At 62.2% G+C, this 21,802-nt stretch carries 23 protein-coding genes; 1 reads left to right on the top strand and 22 read right to left on the bottom strand.

What is annotated here, in order from left to right; translation table 11 throughout:
* The 22 genes from glmS to A9179_RS22665 all read right to left on the bottom strand — a co-directional run.
* Window positions 1–1,620, bottom strand: a 1,620-nt coding sequence (glmS, locus tag A9179_RS22770) for a glutamine--fructose-6-phosphate transaminase (isomerizing) (protein ID WP_187808456.1), incomplete at its 3' end; no start/stop codon positions are given.
* Window positions 1,621–1,631: 11 nt separating this feature from the next.
* Window positions 1,632–2,405, bottom strand: coding sequence for a DeoR/GlpR family DNA-binding transcription regulator (locus A9179_RS22765; protein WP_187808455.1), 774 nt, complete (start codon window positions 2,403–2,405; stop codon window positions 1,632–1,634).
* A 113-nt stretch (window positions 2,406–2,518) separates the two neighbouring features.
* Window positions 2,519–3,877 carry a bifunctional UDP-N-acetylglucosamine diphosphorylase/glucosamine-1-phosphate N-acetyltransferase GlmU gene (glmU, locus tag A9179_RS22760; RefSeq protein ID WP_187808454.1) on the bottom strand — a complete coding sequence of 453 codons (1,359 nt, stop codon included), beginning with the start codon at window positions 3,875–3,877 and terminating at the stop codon, window positions 2,519–2,521.
* 117 nt (window positions 3,878–3,994) lie between these two features.
* The gene (locus A9179_RS22755) at window positions 3,995–4,414 is read right to left on the bottom strand and encodes a F0F1 ATP synthase subunit epsilon (RefSeq protein WP_187808453.1); all 420 of its coding nucleotides are present in this window, start codon (window positions 4,412–4,414) and stop codon (window positions 3,995–3,997) included.
* 41 nt (window positions 4,415–4,455) lie between these two features.
* On the bottom strand, window positions 4,456–5,832 hold the full coding sequence (atpD, locus tag A9179_RS22750; RefSeq protein ID WP_187808452.1) for a F0F1 ATP synthase subunit beta: 1,377 nt from the start codon (window positions 5,830–5,832) through the stop codon (window positions 4,456–4,458).
* A gap of 30 nt (window positions 5,833–5,862) precedes the next feature.
* The gene (atpG, locus tag A9179_RS22745; RefSeq protein ID WP_187808451.1) at window positions 5,863–6,723 is read right to left on the bottom strand and encodes a F0F1 ATP synthase subunit gamma; all 861 of its coding nucleotides are present in this window, start codon (window positions 6,721–6,723) and stop codon (window positions 5,863–5,865) included.
* A 50-nt stretch (window positions 6,724–6,773) separates the two neighbouring features.
* Complete coding sequence (atpA, locus tag A9179_RS22740) at window positions 6,774–8,318, bottom strand: F0F1 ATP synthase subunit alpha (RefSeq protein WP_187808450.1); 1,545 nt, start codon at window positions 8,316–8,318, stop codon at window positions 6,774–6,776.
* Window positions 8,319–8,339: 21 nt separating this feature from the next.
* The gene (locus A9179_RS22735; protein WP_187808449.1) at window positions 8,340–8,876 is read right to left on the bottom strand and encodes a F0F1 ATP synthase subunit delta; all 537 of its coding nucleotides are present in this window, start codon (window positions 8,874–8,876) and stop codon (window positions 8,340–8,342) included.
* Window positions 8,877–8,888: 12 nt separating this feature from the next.
* Window positions 8,889–9,359 (bottom strand): F0F1 ATP synthase subunit B, encoded by a 471-nt coding sequence (locus A9179_RS22730; protein WP_187808448.1) that lies wholly within the window; start codon window positions 9,357–9,359, stop codon window positions 8,889–8,891.
* A gap of 47 nt (window positions 9,360–9,406) precedes the next feature.
* Window positions 9,407–9,664 carry a F0F1 ATP synthase subunit C gene (atpE, locus tag A9179_RS22725; RefSeq protein WP_003457994.1) on the bottom strand — a complete coding sequence of 86 codons (258 nt, stop codon included), beginning with the start codon at window positions 9,662–9,664 and terminating at the stop codon, window positions 9,407–9,409.
* An 88-nt stretch (window positions 9,665–9,752) separates the two neighbouring features.
* A complete protein-coding gene (gene atpB / locus A9179_RS22720) occupies window positions 9,753–10,622 on the bottom strand; it encodes a F0F1 ATP synthase subunit A (protein ID WP_187808447.1) in 870 nt (289 codons plus the stop codon).
* Between the two features lie 16 nt (window positions 10,623–10,638).
* Entirely contained in the window at window positions 10,639–11,046 is a 408-nt protein-coding gene (locus A9179_RS22715; protein WP_187808446.1) for a F0F1 ATP synthase subunit I, read from the bottom strand.
* A gap of 157 nt (window positions 11,047–11,203) precedes the next feature.
* Window positions 11,204–12,076: a ParB/RepB/Spo0J family partition protein gene (locus tag A9179_RS22710; RefSeq protein WP_187808445.1), complete on the bottom strand. Its 873-nt coding sequence runs from the start codon at window positions 12,074–12,076 to the stop codon at window positions 11,204–11,206.
* An 8-nt stretch (window positions 12,077–12,084) separates the two neighbouring features.
* Window positions 12,085–12,873 (bottom strand): ParA family protein, encoded by a 789-nt coding sequence (locus A9179_RS22705; protein ID WP_187808444.1) that lies wholly within the window; start codon window positions 12,871–12,873, stop codon window positions 12,085–12,087.
* A 13-nt stretch (window positions 12,874–12,886) separates the two neighbouring features.
* On the bottom strand, window positions 12,887–13,534 hold the full coding sequence (gene rsmG / locus A9179_RS22700; protein WP_187808443.1) for a 16S rRNA (guanine(527)-N(7))-methyltransferase RsmG: 648 nt from the start codon (window positions 13,532–13,534) through the stop codon (window positions 12,887–12,889).
* Window positions 13,534–15,426 carry a tRNA uridine-5-carboxymethylaminomethyl(34) synthesis enzyme MnmG gene (mnmG, locus tag A9179_RS22695; protein ID WP_187808442.1) on the bottom strand — a complete coding sequence of 631 codons (1,893 nt, stop codon included), beginning with the start codon at window positions 15,424–15,426 and terminating at the stop codon, window positions 13,534–13,536. Before mnmG ends, rsmG begins: the two co-directional genes overlap by 1 nt.
* Before the next feature lie 423 nt (window positions 15,427–15,849).
* Window positions 15,850–17,217, bottom strand: a complete 1,368-nt coding sequence (gene mnmE / locus A9179_RS22690) for a tRNA uridine-5-carboxymethylaminomethyl(34) synthesis GTPase MnmE (protein ID WP_187808441.1) — start codon at window positions 17,215–17,217, stop codon at window positions 15,850–15,852.
* A 77-nt stretch (window positions 17,218–17,294) separates the two neighbouring features.
* Window positions 17,295–19,025 (bottom strand): membrane protein insertase YidC, encoded by a 1,731-nt coding sequence (gene yidC, locus A9179_RS22685; protein ID WP_187808440.1) that lies wholly within the window; start codon window positions 19,023–19,025, stop codon window positions 17,295–17,297.
* Between the two features lie 3 nt (window positions 19,026–19,028).
* Window positions 19,029–19,265 (bottom strand): membrane protein insertion efficiency factor YidD, encoded by a 237-nt coding sequence (yidD, locus tag A9179_RS22680; protein WP_187808439.1) that lies wholly within the window; start codon window positions 19,263–19,265, stop codon window positions 19,029–19,031.
* The gene (gene rnpA, locus A9179_RS22675) at window positions 19,258–19,662 is read right to left on the bottom strand and encodes a ribonuclease P protein component (protein WP_187808438.1); all 405 of its coding nucleotides are present in this window, start codon (window positions 19,660–19,662) and stop codon (window positions 19,258–19,260) included. Before rnpA ends, yidD begins: the two co-directional genes overlap by 8 nt.
* A gap of 13 nt (window positions 19,663–19,675) precedes the next feature.
* Window positions 19,676–19,810 carry a 50S ribosomal protein L34 gene (rpmH, locus tag A9179_RS22670; RefSeq protein WP_003246698.1) on the bottom strand — a complete coding sequence of 45 codons (135 nt, stop codon included), beginning with the start codon at window positions 19,808–19,810 and terminating at the stop codon, window positions 19,676–19,678.
* A gap of 220 nt (window positions 19,811–20,030) precedes the next feature.
* Window positions 20,031–20,258, bottom strand: a complete 228-nt coding sequence (locus A9179_RS22665; protein ID WP_187808437.1) for a hypothetical protein — start codon at window positions 20,256–20,258, stop codon at window positions 20,031–20,033.
* 78 nt (window positions 20,259–20,336) lie between these two features.
* On the opposite strand from A9179_RS22665, the gene dnaA reads away from it, so the two are divergent.
* On the top strand, window positions 20,337–21,782 hold the full coding sequence (dnaA, locus tag A9179_RS22660) for a chromosomal replication initiator protein DnaA (protein WP_187808436.1): 1,446 nt from the start codon (window positions 20,337–20,339) through the stop codon (window positions 21,780–21,782).
* Window positions 21,783–21,802 lie beyond the last annotated feature (20 nt).

Raw genomic sequence — 21,802 nt, 5'->3', positions numbered from 1 at the left:
GTTGGATTTGAGCTTTTCCAGCAGCTCGTTGTTCGGCGCCACGGTGACCACCGGCATGTCGCTGTCGACCAGGGCCAGCGGGCCGTGCTTGAGCTCTCCGGCCGGGTAGGCTTCGGCGTGGATGTAGGATATTTCCTTGAGCTTGAGCGCACCTTCCATGGCCACCGGGTATTGCGCGCCACGACCGAGGAACAGGGTGTGGTGCTTCTCGGCGAACAGTTCGGCGATCTTCTCCACGGTCTTGTCCATGGCCAGGGCTTCGCCCAGGCGGGTCGGCAGGCGGCGCAGTTCTTCCACCAGTTCGGCGGCCACGCCGGCTTCGAGGGTGCCGCGCACCTGGCCGAGGGACAGGGTCAGCAGCATCAGGCCAACCAGCTGGGTGGTGAAGGCCTTGGTTGAGGCCACGCCGATTTCCGGGCCGGCCTGGGTCAGCAGGGTCAGGTCGGATTCGCGTACCAGGGAGCTGATGCCGACGTTGCAGATGGCCAGGCTGGCCAGATAGCCGCCGTTGCCCGGCGCGCGCTCCTTGGCGTTGCGCAGGGCGGCCAGGGTGTCGGCGGTTTCGCCGGACTGGGAGATGCTGACGAACAGGGTGTCCGGCTGTACCGCCACCTTGCGGTAGCGGAACTCGCTGGCCACTTCGACCTGGCAGGGGATACCGGCCAGGCCTTCGAGCCAGTAACGGGCAACCATGCCGGCGTGGTAGCTGGTACCGCAGGCGACGATCTGCACGTTGCGTACCTTGGCGAACAGTTCTTCGGCCTGCGGGCCGAACGCCTGCACCAGGACGTGATCAGTGCCCAGGCGGCCTTCCAGGGTACGTTGCACGACCTTGGGCTGCTCGTGGATTTCCTTGAGCATGAAGTGGCGGTATTCGCCCTTGTCGGCGGCCTCGGCGCCTTCGTGGTATTGCACCTGCTCGCGCTGCACCGACTGGCCGTTGGCGTCCCAGATCTGCACGCTGTCGCGACGGATTTCGGCGATGTCGCCTTCTTCCAGGTACATGAAGCGGTCGGTGACCTGGCGCAGGGCGAGCTGGTCGGAGGCGAGGAAGTTCTCGCCCAGGCCGAGGCCGATCACCAGCGGGCTGCCACTGCGGGCGGCGAGGATGCGATCGGGCTGCTTGGCGCTGATCACGGCCAGGCCGTAGGCGCCATGCAGTTCGGGAATGGTGGCCTTGAGCGCGGCGGCCAGGTCGTCGAGCTGCTGCAGCTTGTGCTGCAGCAGGTGGACGATGGTTTCGGTGTCGGTATCCGAGCTGAACACGTAGCCGAGGCCCTTGAGGCGCTCACGCAGCTCCTCGTGGTTCTCGATGATGCCGTTGTGCACCACGGCCAGCTCTTCACCAGAGAAGTGCGGGTGGGCGTTACGCTCGCTGGGCGCGCCATGGGTAGCCCAGCGGGTGTGGGCGATGCCCAGGTGGCCGTTGAGCGGCGTGCCGGCCAGGGCCTGGCCCAGTTCGGCGACCTTGCCGACGCGGCGGCAGCGCTGCAGTTCACCGCTCTGGGTGAAGACGGCCACGCCGGCGCTGTCGTAGCCGCGGTATTCCAGGCGCTTGAGGCCTTCGACCAGGATCGGGGTGATGCTGCGTTCGGCGACGGCGCCAACAATGCCACACATGGCTGTTCTCCTTAGGAATGCACAGCGGCGAGGATCAGATTGACCCCGCGCGCTTCGATCTGTTCAGCCGCCCGGGCATCCAGGCGGTCATCGGTAATCAGGGTGTGGACGCTGCCCCAGGGCAGTTCCAGGTTGGGAATCTTGCGGCCGACCTTGTCGCTCTCGACCATGACTATGACTTCGCGCGCCACCTCGGCCATGACCCGCGACAGGCCCAGCAACTCGTTGAAGGTGGTGGTGCCACGCTGCAGGTCGATGCCATCGGCACCGATGAACAGCTGGTCGAAATCGTAGGAGCGCAGCACCTGCTCGGCCACCTGGCCCTGGAAGGATTCCGAGTGCGGATCCCAGGTGCCGCCGGTCATCAGCAGCATCGGCTCGTGCTCGATGTCGCGCAGGGCATTGGCCACGCTCAGCGAGTTGGTCATCACCACCAGGCCGGGCTTGTGGCCAAGCTGCGGGATCATCGCTGCCGTGGTGGTGCCGCTGTCGATGATGATCCGCGCGTGCTCGCGAATGCGTTCAACCCCGGCGCGGGCAATGGCCTGCTTGTATGGGGAAACCGGCTGCGCCGGCTCGCCGATCAACTCCTGCGGCATGGGCACGGCGCCGCCGTAGCGACGCAGCAGCAGGCCGTTCTTCTCCAGTTCGGCGAGATCCTTGCGGATGGTCACCTCGGAAGTGGCGAAGGCGCTGGCCAGCTGATCGACACTGACCTCGCCCTGCTCGGCGAGCAAGGCGAGGATGGTGTGACGACGCTGCGGTGTGTTGCGCTTGGAGATCATTAAGTTTCGATTCGAAAGATAAGTGTGCGAATCAAAACCTAACGAAAGCTGATGGTCAAGCCTCGAGCAGACAAAAGGCGGCCTGGGCCGCCTTTTTGTGGAGCGCGCCGTCGTTACTTCTTGCTCGGACGCTTCCAGCCTTCGATGTTGCGCTGCTTGGCGCGGCCCACGGCCAGGGTCTTGGCCGGCACGTCCTGGGTCACGGTGGAGCCGGCGCCGGTGGTGGCGCCATCGCCCAGGGTCAGCGGGGCGACCAGGGAGCTGTTGGAGCCGATGAACACGTCCTCGCCCATCACGGTGCGGAACTTGTTGGCGCCATCGTAGTTGCAGGTGATGGTGCCGGCGCCGATATTGCTGCGGGCACCGATCTCGGCGTCGCCCAGGTAGCTCAGGTGGCCAGCCTTGGCGCCTTCACCGAGTACCGCGTTCTTCAGCTCGACGAAGTTGCCGACGTGGGCCTTGGCGCCCAGCTTGGCGCCCGGGCGCAGACGGGCGAACGGGCCGCAGTCGGCGCCCTCGCCCAGCTCGGCACCATCCAGGTGGCAGTTGGCTTTGACGATGGCGCCGCGGCGCAGGGTGCTGTTCTTGATCACGCAGTTGGGGCCGATCTGTACGCCGTCCTCGATGACCACCTGGCCTTCGAGGATCACGTTGACGTCGATCAGCACGTCGCGGCCGACGCTCACCTCGCCACGCAGGTCGAAGCGCGCCGGGTCGAGCAGGGTCACGCCCTGGGCCATCAGGCTGCGTGCCGCGCGCTGCTGGTAGTGGCGTTCGAGCTGGGCCAGCTGGATGCGGTCGTTGGCGCCGAGCACGTCCATCTCGTCCTGGGCGGTTTCGGTGGCCACCAGCAGGCCGTCGGCCACGGCCATGGCGATCACGTCGGTGAGGTAGTACTCGCCCTGGGCATTGCTGTTGGACAGCCGCCCCAGCCAGTCGCCCAGGCGCTTGCCCGGTACCGCGAGGATGCCGGTGTTACCTTCCTTGATGGTGCGCTGCGCGGCGCTGGCATCCTTCTGCTCGACGATCGCCTGCACCACGCCGGCTTCGTTGCGAATGATGCGGCCATAGCCGGTGGGGTCGGCCAGGTTGACGGTGAGCAGGCCCAGATGGCTGTCGCTGGCCTGTTCCAGCAGGCGGGCCAGGGTTTCCACCCGGGTCAGCGGTACATCGCCATAGAGGATCAGCACCTTGTCCGCGGAAAGCTGAGGCAGTGCCTGGGCCACGGCATGGCCGGTACCCAGCTGCTCGGCCTGCAGCACGAAGTGGATATCGTCCGCCGCCAGGTGCTCGCGAACCAGCTCGGCACCATGGCCGATAACCACGTGGATCTTGCGCGGGGCGAGCTGGCGGGCGGTGTCGATGACATGAGCCAGCATGGGTTTGCCAGCTACCGGATGCAGCACCTTGGGCAGGGCAGAACGCATGCGGGTGCCCTGGCCGGCGGCGAGGATGACGATATCGAGGGACATGGCAGGATCCTGAGCGGACACAGACGCAATAGCGCCTGTGGATAAAAACGGCAGACAAGAAAAAGGGTAGCCAAGGCTACCCTTTTACTTGCGTGCGCTAAAGCCGGAGTACGGGACTCAGTACTTCTTGCGCATCTGCTGGACGGTGCGCAGCTGGGCTGCAACTTCGGCCAGGTGAGCGGCGGCGGAACCGTAATCGAATTCCGAGCCTTTCTCGTTGAGTGCTTTCTCGGCGGCCTTGAGGGCCTCCTGAGCAGCTGCTTCATCGATGTCGCCGGCGCGAGTCACGGTGTCGGCCAGGACCTTCACCATGTTCGGCTGCACTTCGAGGAAACCGCCGGAGATGTAGTACACCTCATGCTCGCCGCCCTGCTTGACCAGGCGAATCGGGCCCGGTTTCAGGTCGGTGATCAGCGGGGCGTGGCCCGGAGCGATACCGAGATCGCCCAGGTTGCCGTGCGCGATCACCATCTCGACCAGACCGGAGAAGATCTCCGCTTCGGCGCTGACGATGTCGCAATGGACAGTAATGGCCATACGCTTGCCTCACGAGCGCCCGTTGCCGGGCGCACAGGGGATTACAGTTTCTTGGCTTTCTCGATGGCTTCGTCGATGCTGCCAACCATGTAGAACGCCTGCTCCGGCAGGTGATCGTAGTCACCTTTCAGGATGCCGCTGAAACCAGCGATGGTGTCCTTCAGGGAAACGTACTTGCCTGGCGAACCGGTGAAGACTTCGGCCACGAAGAACGGCTGGGACAGGAAGCGCTGGATCTTACGAGCACGGGATACCAGCTGCTTGTCAGCTTCCGACAGTTCGTCCATACCGAGGATCGCGATGATGTCCTTCAGTTCCTTGTAGCGCTGCAGAACGTACTGCACGCCACGCGCGGTCTCGTAGTGGTCAACACCAACAACCAGCGGATCGAGCTGGCGGGAGGTGGAGTCCAGCGGATCCACGGCCGGGTAGATACCCAGGGAGGCGATGTCACGCGACAGTACGACGGTGGCGTCCAAGTGGGCGAAGGTGGTCGCCGGGCTCGGGTCGGTCAGGTCGTCCGCAGGTACGTATACGGCCTGTACCGAGGTGATCGAGCCGTTCTTGGTGGAGGTAATACGCTCCTGCAGAACGCCCATCTCTTCGGCCAGAGTCGGCTGGTAACCTACTGCGGAAGGCATACGGCCCAGCAGTGCGGATACTTCGGTACCGGCGAGGGTGTAACGATAGATGTTGTCGACGAACAGCAGAACGTCACGACCTTCGTCACGGAACTTCTCGGCCATGGTCAGGCCGGTCAGTGCCACGCGCAGACGGTTGCCTGGCGGCTCGTTCATCTGGCCGTAGACCAGGGCTACCTTGTCGAGAACGTTGGAGTCCTTCATCTCGTGGTAGAAGTCGTTACCCTCACGAGTACGCTCACCCACACCAGCGAACACGGAATAACCGCTGTGTTCCATGGCGATGTTACGGATCAGTTCCATCATGTTTACGGTCTTGCCGACACCGGCACCACCGAACAGACCGACTTTACCGCCCTTGGCGAACGGGCAGACCAGGTCGATTACCTTGATGCCAGTTTCCAGCAGCTCGTTGCCGCCAGCTTGCTCGGCATAGGACGGCGCAGCGCGGTGGATTTCCCACTGCTCTTCTTCGCCGATCGGGCCAGCTTCGTCGATCGGGTTGCCCAGCACGTCCATGATCCGGCCCAGGGTCGCTTTACCGACCGGTACGGAGATGGCCTTGTTGGTACGGGTGACGTCCAGGCCGCGTTTCAGGCCTTCGGTCGAACCCATGGCGATGGAACGAACCACGCCGTCGCCCAGCTGCTGCTGAACTTCCAGGGTGGTTTCGGCGCCGACTACTTTCAGCGCTTCATAAACACTCGGCACCTGATCACGCGGGAATTCCACGTCGATAACGGCGCCGATGATTTGAACGATACGTCCGCTACTCATCTTTGGTTCCTCTGAATATTTGAACCGTTCTTAAACCGCGGCAGCGCCGCCGACGATTTCCGAAATTTCCTGGGTGATCGCTGCCTGACGCGCCTTGTTGTAAATCAGCTGCAGGTCTTTGATCAGATCGCCAGCGTTGTCGGTGGCGTTCTTCATCGCGATCATCCGCGCCGCTTGTTCAGCAGCGTTGTTCTCTACTACCGACTGGTACACCTGCGACTCCACGTAACGCACCATCAGACCGTCGAGGATCTGCTTGGCGTCGGGTTCGTACAGGTAGTCCCAGTGGTGCTTGAGACCTTCATCCGGAGTCGCCACCAGGGGAACGAGCTGCTCCACTGTCGGCTTTTGCGTCATGGTATTGACGAACTTGTTCGAGACCACGGACAGACGATCGATGCGACCTTCGAGGTAAGCATCGAGCATGACCTTGACGGAACCGATCAGATCGTTGATCGACGGTTCTTCGCCCAGGTGGCTGATCGCAGCAACGACATTGCCACCAAAGTTGCGGAAGAACGCCGCACCCTTGCTGCCAATCACGCAGAGATCAACCTCTACGCCTTGCTCGCGATTGCTCGCCATGTCCTTGACCAGAGCCTTGAACAGGTTGGTATTCAGACCACCGCACAGACCACGGTCCGAACTCACCACCACGTAACCGACGCGCTTGACTTCACGCTCGATCATGAACGGGTGACGATATTCCGGGTTGGCGTTGGCCAGATGACCAATCACCTGGCGGATACGCTCCGCGTAGGGACGACTAGCAGCCATGCGCTGTTGAGCTCTGCGCATTTTGCTGGTCGCCACCTTTTCCATGGCGCTGGTGATCTTCTGCGTGCTTTTGATGCTCGCAATCTTGCTGCGAATCTCTTTTGCGCCTGCCATGTAACACCTATCAGGTTAGCAAGCGGGGGCCCGCAGGCCCCCACTGCGGCTTACCAGGTTTGGGTGGCCTTGAACTTCTCGATACCGGCTTTCAGCTGGCCATCGATGTCGTCATTGAAGTCGCCCTTCTCGTTGATCTTCGCCATCAGAGCGGCGTTCTCACGGTTGAAGAAGGCGATCAGGGCCTGCTCGAAGCTGATGATCTTGGCGACTTCGATGTCGGCCAGGAAACCACGCTCGGCGGCATACAGGCTCACCGACATGTCGGCGATCGACATCGGCGCGTACTGCTTCTGCTTCATCAGCTCGGTAACGCGCTGACCATGATCCAGCTGCTTGCGGGTAGCTTCGTCCAGGTCAGAAGCGAACTGGGCGAAAGCCGCCAGTTCACGGTACTGAGCCAGAGCGGTACGGATACCACCGGACAGCTTCTTGATGATCTTGGTCTGAGCGGCACCACCCACGCGGGAAACCGAGATACCGGCGTTGACGGCCGGACGGATACCCGAGTTGAACATGGCCGATTCAAGGAAGATCTGACCGTCGGTGATCGAGATCACGTTGGTCGGAACGAACGCGGAAACGTCGCCAGCCTGGGTTTCGATGATCGGCAGAGCGGTCAGGGAACCGGTCTTGCCAGTCACGGCGCCATTGGTGAACTTCTCGACGTACTCTTCGGAAACGCGGGAAGCGCGCTCCAGCAGACGGCTGTGGAGATAGAACACGTCACCCGGGTAGGCTTCGCGGCCCGGCGGACGGCGCAGCAGCAGGGAGATCTGGCGGTAGGCAACAGCCTGCTTGGACAGGTCGTCGTACACGATCAGAGCGTCTTCACCGCGGTCGCGGAAGTATTCGCCCATGGTGCAACCGGCGTACGGAGCCAGGAACTGCAGAGCAGCCGATTCCGAAGCCGAGGCGGCAACCACGATGGTGTTGGCCAGAGCGCCAGCTTCTTCCAGCTTGCGCACCACGTTGGCGATGGTCGATTGCTTCTGACCGATGGCTACGTAGACGCAGCGGATGCCGCTGTTCTTCTGGTTGATGATGGCGTCGACGGCCAGAGCGGTCTTACCGATCTGACGGTCACCGATGATCAGCTCGCGCTGGCCACGGCCTACCGGGATCATGGCATCGACCGACTTGTAACCGGTTTGTACCGGCTGGTCGACCGACTTACGCCAGATCACGCCCGGAGCGACTTTCTCGACGGCGTCGGTGGCTTGAGCATTGATCGGGCCTTTGCCATCGATCGGGTTGCCCAGTGCGTCGACTACGCGGCCCAGCAGTTCCGGACCAACCGGTACTTCCAGGATGCGGCCGGTGCACTTGGCGCTCATGCCTTCGGCGAGGCTGGTGTATGCACCCAGCACTACGGCGCCGACGGAGTCTTGCTCCAGGTTCAGCGCCATACCGTAGACGCCGCCCGGGAACTCGATCATTTCGCCGTACATGACGTCGGCCAGACCGTAGATACGCACGATACCGTCGGAAACGGATACCACGGTACCTTCGTTGCGGGCTTGGGAAGAGACGTCGAGTTTCTCGATACGTCCCTTGATGATTTCACTAATTTCGGAAGGATTGAGTTGCTGCATTGCTCTGCTGCCCCTTCAAACTCAAGATTTCAACGCTTCGGCCAGCTTCGCGATTTTGCCGCGAACCGAGCCATCGATAACCAGGTCGCCCGCGCGGATCACGACACCACCGATGAGGGAGGAGTCTTCCGTCGCGTGCAGACGCACTTCTCGGCTGAGCCGTGCGCTGAGAACCTTGGCGAGTTTGTCTTGCTGTTCGGTGCTCAATGCGAAGGCACTGGTCACTTCCACGTCTACCGACTTCTCCTGCTCGGCCTTGTACAGCTCGAACTGGGCGGCGATTTCCGGCAACAGGCCGAGACGGCCGTTTTCGGAAACGATGGAAATGAAGTTACGTGCCTGGGCGTCGAACTTGTCACCACACACTTCGTTAAAAGCGGTGGCCTTTTCTGTACTCGTCAGACGCGGAGCCTTGAGCACGCGCTGCAGGGTGTCGTCTTGCGACACCGCTGCAGCCAGGCCAAGCATGGCTGACCAGGAGGCCAGTTGCTGGTGGGCCTGAGCGTGCTCGAAAGCAGCCTTGGCGTAAGGTCGGGCCAGCGTGGTCAGTTCTGCCATGATCGCCCTCGCTTAAATTTCGGCTGCCAGTTTGTTAACCAGCTCCGCATGCGCGTTTTGATCGATGGTGGCACCCAGGATCTTCTCAGCACCGCCGACGGCCAGGGCACCCACTTGGGCACGCAGGGCATCTTTAACGCTGTTCAGTTCCTGTTCGATCTCGGCCTGAGCCTGAGCCTTCACGCGGTCAGCTTCGACACGAGCCTGATCACGGGCTTCGTCGACGATCTGAGTACCGCGTTTCTTGGCTTGCTCGATGATTTCAGCAGCCTGGGTTTTGGCTTCGCGCAGTTGCTGGGCCACTTTCTCGTGGGCCAGTTCCAGATCGCGAGCCGCACGGTTGGCGGCGTCCAGACCTTCAGCGATCTTCTTCTGGCGTTCGCGCAGAGCCGTGATGACCGGAGGCCATACGAACTTCATGCAGAACAGCACGAAAATGAAGAACGCAACGGCCTGGCCAATCAGGGTTGCATTAATGTTCACGCCAATACCTCGCTCTCGTTGTCAGTCCAAATTCCCGAAACCGGGAATTACTGGGCTACTTGAGCAATGAACGGGTTAGCGAAGGTGAAGAACAGAGCGATACCAACACCGATCATGGTCACGGCGTCCAGCAGACCGGCGACGATGAACATTTTCACCTGCAGCATCGGAACCATTTCCGGCTGACGAGCAGCGCCTTCCAGGAATTTGCCGCCCAGCAGACCGAAGCCAATGGCAGTACCCAGAGCGCCCAGACCGATCAGCAGGGCAACAGCAATCGCGGTGAGACCAACTACAGTTTCCATTTTTCCTCCCGACTTTTACGTCGTATTTGTTTAAAGGGTTAAGTGAAGCGGTAAAGCGGTTTTCGTTACCTAAAGAGGCCGAAGCCTCTTAGTGGTTGTCTTCGTGCGCCATCGACAGATAGACGATGGTCAACATCATGAAGATGAACGCCTGCAGGGTGATGATCAGGATGTGGAACACCGCCCACGCCCAGTTCAGCGCAACACCCAGGGTGCTGAGCAGGAACATGCCACTGCCGAACATCACGGCAATCAGGATGAAGATCAGTTCGCCGGCATACATGTTGCCGAACAGACGCAGAGCCAGGGAAATCGGCTTGGCGACCAGGGTGACGAACTCGAGCAGGAAGTTCACCGGGATCAGCACGATCTGCATGACGATGTTCTTGCTGCTGAACGGATGCAGGGTCAGTTCGCCGAGGAAACCGCCGATGCCCTTGACCTTGATGCTGTAGAAGATGATCAGGGCGAACACCGACAGGGCCATGCCCAGGGTGGCGTTCGGGTCGGTGGTGGCTACCACGCGGAACGGCAGGTGATGGTCACCGGTAATGGTCGCTGCCAGCAGCGGCAGGAAGTCGACCGGCATCAGGTCCATCAGGTTCATCAGGAAGATCCAGACGAAGATGGTCAGAGCCAGCGGTGCGATCAGGTTGTTGCGACCGTGGAAGGTGTCTTTGACGCTGCCGTCAACGAACTCGACCAGGACTTCGACAAAGTTCTGCAGGGCACCCGGCTGACCGCTGGTGGCGCGCTTGGCGGCCGCACGGAACAGCAGGATAAACACCAGGCCGAGGAACACCGACCAGCCCAGGGTGTCTACGTGGAAGGCCCAGAAGCCCATTTCTTTTGCTTCTTGCGCAGTGTGGGCAAAGCCCCAGTCACCGGTCGGCAGTTTCCCGAAAGTCAGGTTCTGCAGGTGGTGCTGGATATAGCCCGAAGCGGTTTGTTCTGCCATGTTTGCCTCAAACGCTCTAAGGTCTCGAAAGTCTTGTTCTCATCAGCAGCGGGGCGAACCAGTTGACCACCTGGGTCAGCAGGAACACGCCGAACAGTGCCAGCGGCTCCAGCGGTTTCACCCCCGCAAACGCCAGCGTGAACAACGCTGCCGTCAGAATCAGTTTGCCCGCCTCGCCGGCATAAAAAGACCGGACGATGCTCTGGGCAGCCCGCGCACCGCTGAAGCGGAACGCCTTGTGGGCGAAATACAGGTTGGGCAGCCAGGCAATCAGCCCCCCACAGAGTCCCGAGTAACCGCTTACCGGGCCGCGCCAGCCATACAAGGCAGCGGCAGCCAGCAGTAACACGGCCAGTTGGGCCAGCAGCACCGGAAACACCGGCAAACGATGGAAGGGCAGGCGGTTTGGCGTGCGGGCATCCATCACTACTGTTCCTCTGGCGTCGGCCGCCTTTAAATCAACGACTTGGCATAGTTTGTGCCGACAAAATGCGCGCAGAGTATAGGGGGGGTTCCCCCCCTGTTCAACTGGCCGGTAGTGAATTCCGACCGCCCGCTACACGTCCAATTGTGTCCGGATTTCAGCGAATGTGGGCCAGCACACCCTGCAGCTCGTCCAGCGAGTTGTAACGGATGACCAGCTGGCCCTTGCCCTTCTGGCTGTGCTTGATCTGCACCGGAGCCCCTAGCTTCTCGGCCAGGCGCTGTTCCAGACGATTGATGTCGGGGTCGGCCTTGGGCTTGTCGGCGGGTTTGTCCTTGCTGTTCAGCCACTGGCGAACCAGTGCCTCGGTTTGGCGCACGGTGAGGCCGCGTGCGACAACATGTCGCGCACCTTCGACCTGACTTTCCAGGGGCAGACCGAGCAGGGCGCGGGCATGGCCCATTTCCAGATCGCCATGGGACAGCAGAGTCTTGATCTCCTCGGGAAGGGCGATCAGGCGCAGCAGGTTGGTGATGGTCGCACGCGACTTGCCCACCGCGTCGGCGACCTGTTGCTGGGTCAGCTCGAACTCCTGCTGCAGGCGCTGCAGGGCCACGGCTTCCTCGATCGGGTTGAGGTCTTCGCGCTGGATGTTCTCGATCAGCGCCATGGCGATGGCTGCCTCGTCCGGCACCTCGCGCACCATGGCCGGGATCTTGTCCAGGCCGGCCTGCTGGCTGGCGCGCCAGCGCCGCTCGCCGGCAATAATCTCGAAGCGACCGCCGCCGATGGGGCGCACCACGATCGGCTGCATCACGCCCTGGGCCTTGATCGAGTTGGCCAGCTCCTCGAGCGCGGCCGGATCCATGTCGCGGCGCGGCTGATACTTGCCGCGTTGCACCAGATCCAGCGGCAGGTGCTGCAGCTCGCGGCTATCGACCTGCACCGCCTCGTTTTCCAGGGTGGCAGCGGTGGTACCGCCGAGCAGGGCGTCGAGTCCGCGGCCGAGCCCGCGCTTCTTGATGGCCATGGGATTCCTTATGCAGTAGCGGTTTTGGCGGTGCTGCGCTGACGGCGCACCAGTTCGCCAGCCAGCGCCAGGTAGGCGATGGCGCCACGGGATTGCTTGTCGTAGACCAGCGCCGGCATGCCAAAGCTGGGCGCCTCGGCGAGACGCACGTTGCGCGGGATGACCACGTCGTAGAGCTTGTCGCCGAAGTGTGCCTTGAGCTGTTCGGTGACGTCGTTGGTCAGGCTGATGCGCGGGTCGTACATGGTGCGCAGCAGGCCTTCGATCTTCAGGCTCGGGTTGAGCAGCTGGGCGATGCGCTGAATGCTGTTCATCAGGTCGCTCAGGCCCTCCAGTGCGTAGTACTCGCACTGCATGGGGATGATCACGCCATCGGCGGCGACCAGCGCGTTGACCGTGAGCATGGACAGCGCAGGCGGGCAGTCGATGAGGATGTAGTCGTAGTTCTCGCGGATCGGCGCCAGGGCGTAGCGCAGGCGGCTCTCCTTCATCTTCATTTCCAGCAGGGCAACTTCCGCGGCGGTAAGGTCGCGGTTGGCCGGCAGCAGCTGGTAGCCGCCATGCTCGGAGAACTGCATGGCCTCGCCGACCGTGCTCTCGCCGATCAGCACATCGTAGATCGAGTGCTCCAGCGCCTGCTTATCCACACCGCTACCCATGGTGGCGTTGCCCTGTGGATCAAGGTCGATCAACAGCACACGGCGCTTGGTCGCGACCAGCGAGGCAGCCAGGTTGATGCAGGTGGTGGTCTTACCCACGCCGCCTTTCTGGTTGGCGATTGCGAATACCTTGGCCATCTTGTGCTTCCCCCTAGACCGAGCGTCGCAGTATCAACAGATGGCGCTGGCCTTGGCAACCGGGAACCTTGAGCACGTGCGTGCTTTGCAGGCGAAAGTCCGCCGGCAGCGCCTGCAGCTCGTCGTCCGGGTGCACGCCCTTCATCGCCAGCCACTCGGTATGGCCGTCGCCGAGGTGGCGAGTCCAGTCGGAGAAGTCCTGCAGCGAACTGAACGCGCGCGAGCAGATACCGGCGAACGGCACCTCGGGACGGAATTCCTCGACCCGGCTGTGGATAACTTCCAGGTTGGCCAGTTTCAACTCCAGCTTCACCTGGGTGAGGAAGCGGGTCTTCTTGCCATTGGAGTCGAGCAGGGTGAACTGCCGCCCGGGAAACAGGATGGCCAGGGGAATACCCGGCATGCCGCCGCCGCTGCCGACGTCGAGCCAACTGGCACCGCGCTCGGCGACGAAGGGCTCCACCGACAGGCTGTCGAGCAGGTGGCGCGAGACCATCTCGTCCGGATTGCGCACGGCGGTCAGGTTGTAGGCCTTGTTCCACTTGATCAGCAGCGCCAGGTAGGCCAGCAGCTGTTCCTGCTGCTGGGCGGTCAGGGCGACGCCAAGCGTCTGCGCGCCTTGCGCGAGTTCATCGGCATGGCGTTGGGTGACGGCGGACATCAGGCGCTCTGCTCCAGCTGACGGCCAGCGCCGCGTTTCTTCAAATGGATCAGCAACAGGGAAATCGCCGCCGGGGTCACGCCCGGGATACGCGAGGCCTGGCCGAGGGTTTCCGGACGGGTCTTGCCGAGCTTGCCCTGGATCTCCTTGGACAGCCCGGAGATGGCGGCGTAGTCGATGTCGGCCGGCAGCTTGGTGTCTTCGCTGGCGCGCAGGCGCTCGATCTCTTCCTGCTGACGCTCGATGTAACCGGCGTACTTGGTCTTGATCTCGATCTGCTCGGCGACCTGCGGGTCGCTGGCACCAGTGCCGGTCACTTCGATCAGGCTGGCGTAGTCGATCTCCGGGCGGCTGAGCAGGTTGAGCAGGTTGTACTCGTGGGCCAGCGGCGTACCGAAGCGCTCGACAATCGCATCCCCCTGTGGCGTGCCCGGGCGCACCCAGGTGCTCTTCAGGCGCTGTTCTTCCTGGACGATACCTTCGCGCTTGGCTTCGAAGGCGGCCCAGCGGGCGTCGTCGATCAGGCCCAGCTCGCGGCCCTTCTCGGTCAGGCGCAGGTCGGCATTGTCCTCGCGCAGGATCAGCCGGTATTCGGCGCGCGAAGTGAACATGCGGTACGGCTCCTGGGTACCCAGGGTGATCAGGTCGTCGACCAGCACGCCGATATAGGCCTCGTCGCGGCGCGGACACCAGCTTTCCTTGCCCTGCGCGCGCAGCGCGGCGTTGGCCCCGGCCAGCAGGCCCTGAGCACCGGCTTCTTCATAGCCGGTGGTGCCGTTGATCTGGCCGGCAAAGAACAGGCCGCCGATGACCTTGGTCTCCAGGCTGTACTTGAGGTCACGCGGGTCGAAGTAGTCGTACTCGATGGCGTAGCCGGGGCGCACGATATGGGCGTTTTCCATGCCGCGGATGGAACGCACGATCTCCAGCTGCACATCGAACGGCAGCGAGGTGGAGATACCGTTGGGGTACAGCTCATGAGTCGTGAGCCCCTCGGGCTCGATGAACACCTGGTGGCTGTCCTTGTCGGCGAAGCGATGGATCTTGTCCTCGATCGACGGGCAGTAACGCGGGCCGATGCCCTCGATCACGCCGGAATACATCGGCGAGCGATCCAGGTTGCTGGCGATGATCTCGTGGGTGCGCGCGTTTGTATGGGTCATCCAGCAGCTGATCTGGCGCGGGTGCATGGCCTGATTGCCGAGGAAGGACATCACCGGGGTCGGCGTGTCGCCGGGCTGCTCGGTCATCACCGAGAAGTCCACGGAACGGCCGTCAATACGCGGCGGGGTACCGGTCTTCAGCCGGCCGACGCGCAGCGGCAGCTCGCGCAGACGTTTGGCCAGGGCGATCGAGGGCGGATCGCCGGCACGACCGCCGGAATAGTTCTGCAGGCCGATGTGGATAAGTCCGCCGAGGAAGGTACCGGTGGTCAGCACCACGCTGTCAGCCATGAAGCGCAGGCCCATCTGGGTGACCACGCCCTTGACCTGATCCTGCTCGACGATCAGGTCGTCGGCCGCCTGCTGGAATATCCACAGGTTGGGCTGGTTCTCCAGGATCTCGCGGATGGCTGCCTTGTACAGCACACGGTCAGCCTGGGCGCGGGTGGCGCGTACGGCCGGGCCCTTGCGGCTGTTGAGCACGCGGAACTGGATGCCGCCTTTGTCGGTGGCCAGCGCCATGGCACCGCCGAGGGCATCGATCTCCTTGACCAGATGGCTCTTGCCGATACCGCCGATGGCCGGGTTGCAGCTCATCTGGCCGAGGGTTTCCACGTTGTGGGTCAGCAGCAGGGTCTTCACGCCCATGCGTGCGGCTGCCAGCGCAGCTTCGGTACCGGCATGACCGCCGCCGATCACGATCACGTCAAAACGGGAAGGGAAATCCACCACGCACCTCGTGCCTGTAGAAAAGGGAAAAATAGGAAGGGGCGCAAGTATAGGGACTTAGCCTGAGTGAATGAAGCCTTCTGCACAAAAAATAGCCAGTCGGTCGGCTTTCAGGCTTATAGAGAATAAAAAGAATGAATTTATATAAAGCCTTATTTTTATTCTTATGTATGGTGCAGCAGCTTTCTGTGGATAGATTGCTACAGGCCTTGCCATTCAAGGCCTACAGCGAATGATAACCCTGTGCCATTCCTGGCACTTTCCACTGGGCAAGCTGCCCACCCCCTGTGGATGAATTGGGTTGTTATGCACAGATGGTTTTGTCATCAGCTTTCTGACCGGCTTATCGACCGAGCTCAGGCCTGGTTTTCCACAGGGCTCAGGCCGGGGATTTCAGGCGTTGGATAACTTCCGGTGGCCGGGCTATTTGCCGATGCAGAAGCTGGAGAAGATGCGCCCGAGCAGGTCGTCGGAGCTGAATGCGCCGGTGATTTCGCCCAGGGCCTGCTGGGCCTGGCGCAGATCCTCGGCCAGCAGTTCGCCGGCACCGGCCAGGGTCAGCTGGGCACGGCCGTGCTCGAGGTGGCTGGACGCCAGGCGCAGGGCTTCCAGGTGGCGGCGGCGGGCGCTGAAGCTGTTCTCGGCGGTCTGTTGATAACCCATGCAGGCCTTGAGGTGCTCGCGCAGCAGATCCAGCCCGGCTGTGGACTTGGCCGACAGGCTGAGGGTGACGTGGCCATCCGCACAGGTGGTCAGTTCCACCGTTTCCGCCGACAGGTCGGCCTTGTTGCGGATCAGGGTGACCCGCGCCGGATCGGGTTTCTGGTCGAGGAACTCGGGCCACAGGGCAAAGGGATCGGCGGCTTCCGGGGCTGTGGAGTCGACCACCAGCAGCACCCGGTCGGCCTCGCCGATGGCCTTGAGTGCGCGCTCCACGCCGATGCGTTCGACATGATCCTCGGTGTCGCGCAGGCCGGCGGTATCCACCACGTGCAGCGGCATGCCGTCGATGTGGATATGTTCGCGCAGCACGTCGCGGGTGGTACCGGCGATCTCGGTGACGATGGCCGCCTCGCGCCCGGCCAGGGCGTTGAGCAGGCTGGACTTGCCGGCGTTGGGCCGACCGGCAATGACCACGGTCATGCCGTCGCGCAGCAGGGCACCCTGGCCGGCTTCACGCAGCACTGTGGATAAGTTGTCGCGCACACCATCGAGCAGGCCGAGCACATGGCCGTCGGCGAGGAAATCGATCTCTTCCTCGGGGAAGTCGATGGCGGCTTCCACGTAGATGCGTAGCTCGATCAGCTTCTCGGTCAGCTCATGCACGCGCCGTGAGAACTCGCCCTGCAGCGAGCGCAGGGCATTGCGCGCGGCCTGGGCCGAGCTGGCTTCGATCAGGTCGGCGATGGCTTCGGCCTGGGCCAGGTCGAGTTTGTCATTGAGGAAGGCGCGTTCGCTGAACTCTCCCGGGCGGGCCTGGCGCGCGCCAAGCTGCAGGCAGCGTTGCAGGAGCATGTCGAGCACCACCGGGCCGCCGTGGCCCTGCAGCTCCAGCACGTCTTCACCAGTGAAGGAGTGCGGGCCGGGGAAGAACAGCAGCAGGCCCTGGTCGATCACTTCGCCGTCATCGTCGTGCCAGGGGCCGTAATGGGCATGGCGTGGTTTCGGTTCCAGACCGGCCAGGGTGATGGCAATGGCGCGTGCTCGGGGGCCGGAGACGCGCACGATGCCGACACCCCCACGGCCCTGGGCGGTGGCGACGGCGGCGATGGTTTCGCGAGCGTTGGACATGATCAGCTTCTCGACTGTGGATATCTTGCGGATAGCAAAACGCCCCACGAGGGGGCGTCTTGTGCAGCTTAGCGGGTTCAGGCTTTCGCCGTGGCCGCCTCGATCTGGCGGGTAATGTACCACTGCTGGGCGATCGACAGGCAGTTGTTGACCACCCAGTACAGCACCAGGCCAGCCGGGAACCAGAGGAAGAAGAAGGTGAAGATGATCGGCATCAGCTTCATCACCTTGGCCTGCATGGGATCCGGTGGTGTCGGGTTGAGGCGCTGCTGGATGAACATGGTGGCGCCCATGATGATCGGCAGGAGGAAGAACGGATCCTTGATCGACAGGTCGGTGATCCACAGCAGCCACGGAGCCTGGCGCATTTCCACGCTTTCCAGGAGTACCCAGTAGAGGGAGAGGAAGACCGGCATCTGCACCAGGATCGGCAGGCAGCCGCCGAGCGGATTGATCTTCTCCTTCTTGTACAGCTCCATCATCGCCTGGGACATCTTCTGGCGATCATCGCCATGCTGTTCCTTCAGCGCCTGCAGCTTCGGCGACACCGCGCGCATGCGCGCCATCGAACGGTAGCTGGCGGCGGACAGCGGGAAGAAGGCCAGTTTGATGACGATGGTCAGGGCGATGATCGACCAGCCCCAGTTGCCCAGCAGGCTGTGGATATGTTCCAGCAACCAGAAGATCGGCTGGGCGATGAACCACAGAATGCCGTAGTCGACGGTCAGCTCCAGACCCGGGGACAGCTCGCCGAGGTATTTCTGGATCTTCGGGCCGGCATACAGGATGGCGCTGGTTTCGCCCTTGGCGCCGGCGGCCACGTTGAGCGCCGGGCCGGTGAAACCGACGATGTAGTTGCCCTGGGCATCCTTGCGGGTCTGCACCAGGTTGCTGTCGGTCTTGCTGGGAATCCAGGCAGTGACGAAGTAGTGCTGCAGCCAGGCGACCCAGCCGCCCTGTACGGTTTCCTTCAGTTGCTGCTTGTCGATGTCCTTCATCGACACCTTGGTGTACGACTTCTCCGGAGTCCAGATCGCTGCACCCAGGTAGGTGGCGGTGCCGGTCGCGGTGGTCGACGATGGATCGCCGCTGTTGTCGCGCTTGAGCTGGGCGTACAGGCTGCCGCTCCAGTTCTGTGCACTCTGGTTGTCGATCAGGTAGCGCACTTCGACCTGGTAGGAAGACGGATCGACGCAACCTGGCTTCTTCAGGGCCTGCTGCTTGGCCGTGCACTGGGCATTGAGGCCGCGCTTGAAGGTGAAGCGCTTGGTGTAGTTGATGCCGGCTTCGCTGAAGCTGAGATCGACGACCAGTTGATCCTGGCCGTCGGCCAGGCGGTATTCACGCTGCGCGCTGCTGTACAGCGGACGGCCACTGGTGCGGGCATCCGGGCCGTTGCTGCCGGTCAGGCCGCTCTGTGCCAGGTAGGTGCGCTCGCTGCCGTTGTCGAACAGCTGGAACGGCACATCGGGGCGATCCTGGCGGCGCGGGTAGGCGGTCAGGTTCAGCTGCACGATATCGCCGCCGCGCGGGTCGATGGCCAGGTCGAGCACGTCGGTCTTGACCCGGATCAGCTCGGCGCTGACCGGCGCGGCGCTGGGCTGCAGGCTGCTGCTGTCGACGCCGCTCGGCACATCGCTATGGGCGGCATCAGCGCTGTTGCTGTCCGGCAGGGTGGTCTGTTGGCCACCAATGGTTGCGGTCTGGGCCGGTAGCGCGGCCTGGCCGTAATCCTTGTTCCACTGCAGCACCATCATGTAGGCGACGACGGCCAGGGCGACGAGCAGGATCGAGCGTTTGATATCCATGGATTACTCGGTCATCGAAGGGGAGGAAGAGGGGGGAACCGGGTCGTAACCACCGGGATTCCAGGGATGGCAGCGGCTCAGGCGGCGAATGCCGAGCCAACCACCCCGCAGGAGGCCATGGGTTTCAATGGCTTCCTGGGTGTAGCAGGAACAACTGGGATAGAAGCGACAGTGACTGGCCATCAAAGGGCTGATGGCGTAGCGGTAGAACTGGATCGGAAGGATCGCCAGTTTACGCATGGGGACTATCGCTCACCCCTGAGTCGGTTTTCGGTTCAGGGGCTGCGCGCTGGCGGGCCAGGCGTTTCCACAATTTGCCGAACTGCTCGTGCAGTTCCGGGTTGTGCAAATCGCCCAAACCCTTGCGGGCCACCACGACAATATCCAGACCGGCCAGCAACTCCTGATTGAGCCGGAAGGAATCCCGGATCAGGCGTTTCAGGCGGTTACGCTCGACGGAAAGCTTGACGCTTTTCTTGCCGATCACCAGCCCCAGGCGGGGATGGTCGAGACCGTTGCTACGAGCGAGAAGGAGTACGTTCTTGCCGGGGGCTTTGCCGCTGGGTGAGTCGAAAACCGCTTTGAAGTGCCGGGGAGTCAGCAGGCGCTTTTCCCGACCGAAGTCTCGACTCACCACCCGTTCCGGTTTATCAGACGGTCAGACGCTTGCGGCCCTTGGCGCGACGACGCGACAGGACGGCACGGCCGTTCTTGGTGGCCATGCGGGCGCGGAAACCGTGGGTACGAGCGCGCTTGATAGTGCTGGGTTGGAAAGTGCGTTTCATGGTGCGTTACCTGGTGGGTCCACTACGGGCCGGAATGGCCCCCGTTTAAAGAGACCGGCGATTCTAGTGAAAGCCGAGGCTCAGGTCAATTTCCAACCAGGCTTCCCAAGAGAAAGATAGATAAAAGGAAAGGAATTCTTGAAAGACTAGAAGTGTTTATAGCTTTTAGTGGGCGTGGGTTCTGTGGGTAAGTCGCTGCAGGCCAGGCCTGGTCTGTCTTTCAGCGCTCGGGAAAGCTGTCGGTAAGCCGTGCTGCAGCTGTGCGCTGGCTGGTGGCGGGCTGTGCATGAAAGGCGTTTTTGCCCACAGGGCGGTTTGCTCCGCGCTTTTCCCCAGGCTTTTCCAAAGGCTTCAGGTTACCTTTATCCACAGCTTTGTCGGCGTCATGCGTGAACCTTGGAAACACTAATAAATCCTTGATTTTGTTCGGATGAGAACGGTAAATCATGTGGATAACTCAGCCTGGGCAGGGCTACAATGCAGGCTGTTTTTTGCCTCGCCAACCGTAGCGACCTAGGGGATGTCAGTGTCCGTTGAACTTTGGCAGCAGTGTGTTGAGCTGCTACGCGACGAGTTGCCCGCACAGCAATTCAATACCTGGATCCGCCCTCTGCAGGTGGAAGCCGAAGGTGATGAGCTGCGGGTCTATGCCCCCAACCGCTTCGTGCTCGACTGGGTCAATGAAAAATACATGGTGCGCCTGCTGGAGTTGCTGGCCGAGCGTGCCAACGGCCTGGCTCCTGGCCTGTCCCTGCTGATCGGCAGCAAGCGCAGCGCCGCTCCACGTGTCGCGGCCCCGGCACCGACTATTAATAGTGGCGCTGCCGAAGTCCCTCGCGCTGTCGCTCCCGCCGTAGCAGAGCAGCCCAGCAGCGATCCGCTGAGCAGTCCGCCGGTGCCCGCCCCTCGCCCGACCGAGCGCTCGGTTCAGGTCGAGGGTGCGCTGAAGCACACCAGTTACCTGAATCGCACCTTTACCTTCGAGAACTTCGTCGAGGGCAAGTCCAACCAGATGGCCCGCGCCGCGGCCTGGCAGGTGGCGGATAACCTCAAGCACGGCTACAACCCGCTGTTCCTGTATGGCGGTGTCGGCCTGGGCAAGACCCACCTGATGCATGCGGTGGGCAACCACCTGTTGAAGAAGAATCCGAATGCCAAGGTGGTCTACCTGCATTCCGAGCGCTTCGTCGCTGACATGGTCAAGGCGCTGCAGCTCAATGCGATCAACGAGTTCAAGCGTTTCTACCGTTCGGTGGACGCTTTGCTGATCGACGATATCCAGTTCTTCGCCAAGAAGGAGCGCTCCCAGGAGGAGTTCTTCCACACCTTCAACGCCCTGCTCGAGGGCGGCCAGCAGGTGATTCTCACCAGCGATCGTTACCCGAAGGAAATCGAAGGCCTGGAAGAGCGTCTGAAGTCGCGCTTCGGCTGGGGGCTGACGGTGGCGGTCGAGCCGCCGGAGCTGGAAACCCGGGTGGCCATCCTGATGAAGAAGGCCGAGCAGACCAAGGTCGATCTGCCGCACGACGCCGCCTTCTTTATCGCCCAGCGCATTCGTTCCAACGTGCGCGAGCTGGAAGGTGCACTCAAGCGGGTAATCGCCCACTCGCACTTCACCAACCAGCCGATCACCATCGAGCTGATCCGCGAGTCGCTGAAAGACCTGCTGGCCCTGCAAGACAAGCTGGTCAGTGTGGACAATATCCAGCGCACGGTGGCCGAGTACTACAAGATCAAGATTGCCGACCTGCTCTCCAAGCGTCGCTCGCGCTCCATCGCGCGCCCGCGCCAGGTGGCCATGGCCTTGTCGAAAGAATTGACCAACCACAGCCTGCCGGAAATCGGCGATGCTTTTGGCGGAAGAGACCACACCACAGTTCTGCACGCCTGTCGTAAGATTGCCGAACTGCGGGAATCCGACGCGGATATCCGCGAGGACTACAAGAACCTGCTGCGCACCCTGACTACCTGACACGCAGCCTCATTAGGCAA

It is taken from the genome of Pseudomonas alcaligenes (assembly GCF_014490745.1).
GTDB lineage: Bacteria > Pseudomonadota > Gammaproteobacteria > Pseudomonadales > Pseudomonadaceae > Aquipseudomonas > Aquipseudomonas alcaligenes_C.
The sequence above is the reverse complement of the archived record's forward strand: the minus strand, read 5'-3'. Positions and strand labels throughout refer to the sequence as shown.

Excerpts from the sequence above, each read along its gene's own strand:
- A9179_RS22765 (WP_187808455.1), bottom strand. The coding sequence starts at position 2,405 with ATGATCTCCAAGCGCAACACACCGCAGCGTCGTCACACCATCCTCGCC.
- glmU (WP_187808454.1), bottom strand. The coding sequence starts at position 3,877 with ATGTCCCTCGATATCGTCATCCTCGCCGCCGGCCAGGGCACCCGCATG.
- A9179_RS22755 (WP_187808453.1), bottom strand. The coding sequence starts at position 4,414 with ATGGCCATTACTGTCCATTGCGACATCGTCAGCGCCGAAGCGGAGATC.
- atpD (WP_187808452.1), bottom strand. The coding sequence starts at position 5,832 with ATGAGTAGCGGACGTATCGTTCAAATCATCGGCGCCGTTATCGACGTG.
- atpG (WP_187808451.1), bottom strand. The coding sequence starts at position 6,723 with ATGGCAGGCGCAAAAGAGATTCGCAGCAAGATTGCGAGCATCAAAAGC.
- atpA (WP_187808450.1), bottom strand. The coding sequence starts at position 8,318 with ATGCAGCAACTCAATCCTTCCGAAATTAGTGAAATCATCAAGGGACGT.
- A9179_RS22735 (WP_187808449.1), bottom strand. The coding sequence starts at position 8,876 with ATGGCAGAACTGACCACGCTGGCCCGACCTTACGCCAAGGCTGCTTTC.
- atpE (WP_003457994.1), bottom strand. The coding sequence starts at position 9,664 with ATGGAAACTGTAGTTGGTCTCACCGCGATTGCTGTTGCCCTGCTGATC.
- atpB (WP_187808447.1), bottom strand. The coding sequence starts at position 10,622 with ATGGCAGAACAAACCGCTTCGGGCTATATCCAGCACCACCTGCAGAAC.
- A9179_RS22715 (WP_187808446.1), bottom strand. The coding sequence starts at position 11,046 with ATGGATGCCCGCACGCCAAACCGCCTGCCCTTCCATCGTTTGCCGGTG.
- A9179_RS22710 (WP_187808445.1), bottom strand. The coding sequence starts at position 12,076 with ATGGCCATCAAGAAGCGCGGGCTCGGCCGCGGACTCGACGCCCTGCTC.
- A9179_RS22705 (WP_187808444.1), bottom strand. The coding sequence starts at position 12,873 with ATGGCCAAGGTATTCGCAATCGCCAACCAGAAAGGCGGCGTGGGTAAG.
- rsmG (WP_187808443.1), bottom strand. The coding sequence starts at position 13,534 with ATGTCCGCCGTCACCCAACGCCATGCCGATGAACTCGCGCAAGGCGCG.
- mnmE (WP_187808441.1), bottom strand. The coding sequence starts at position 17,217 with ATGTCCAACGCTCGCGAAACCATCGCCGCCGTCGCCACCGCCCAGGGC.
- yidC (WP_187808440.1), bottom strand. The coding sequence starts at position 19,025 with ATGGATATCAAACGCTCGATCCTGCTCGTCGCCCTGGCCGTCGTCGCC.
- yidD (WP_187808439.1), bottom strand. The coding sequence starts at position 19,265 with ATGCGTAAACTGGCGATCCTTCCGATCCAGTTCTACCGCTACGCCATC.
- rpmH (WP_003246698.1), bottom strand. The coding sequence starts at position 19,810 with ATGAAACGCACTTTCCAACCCAGCACTATCAAGCGCGCTCGTACCCAC.
- A9179_RS22665 (WP_187808437.1), bottom strand. The coding sequence starts at position 20,258 with ATGATTTACCGTTCTCATCCGAACAAAATCAAGGATTTATTAGTGTTT.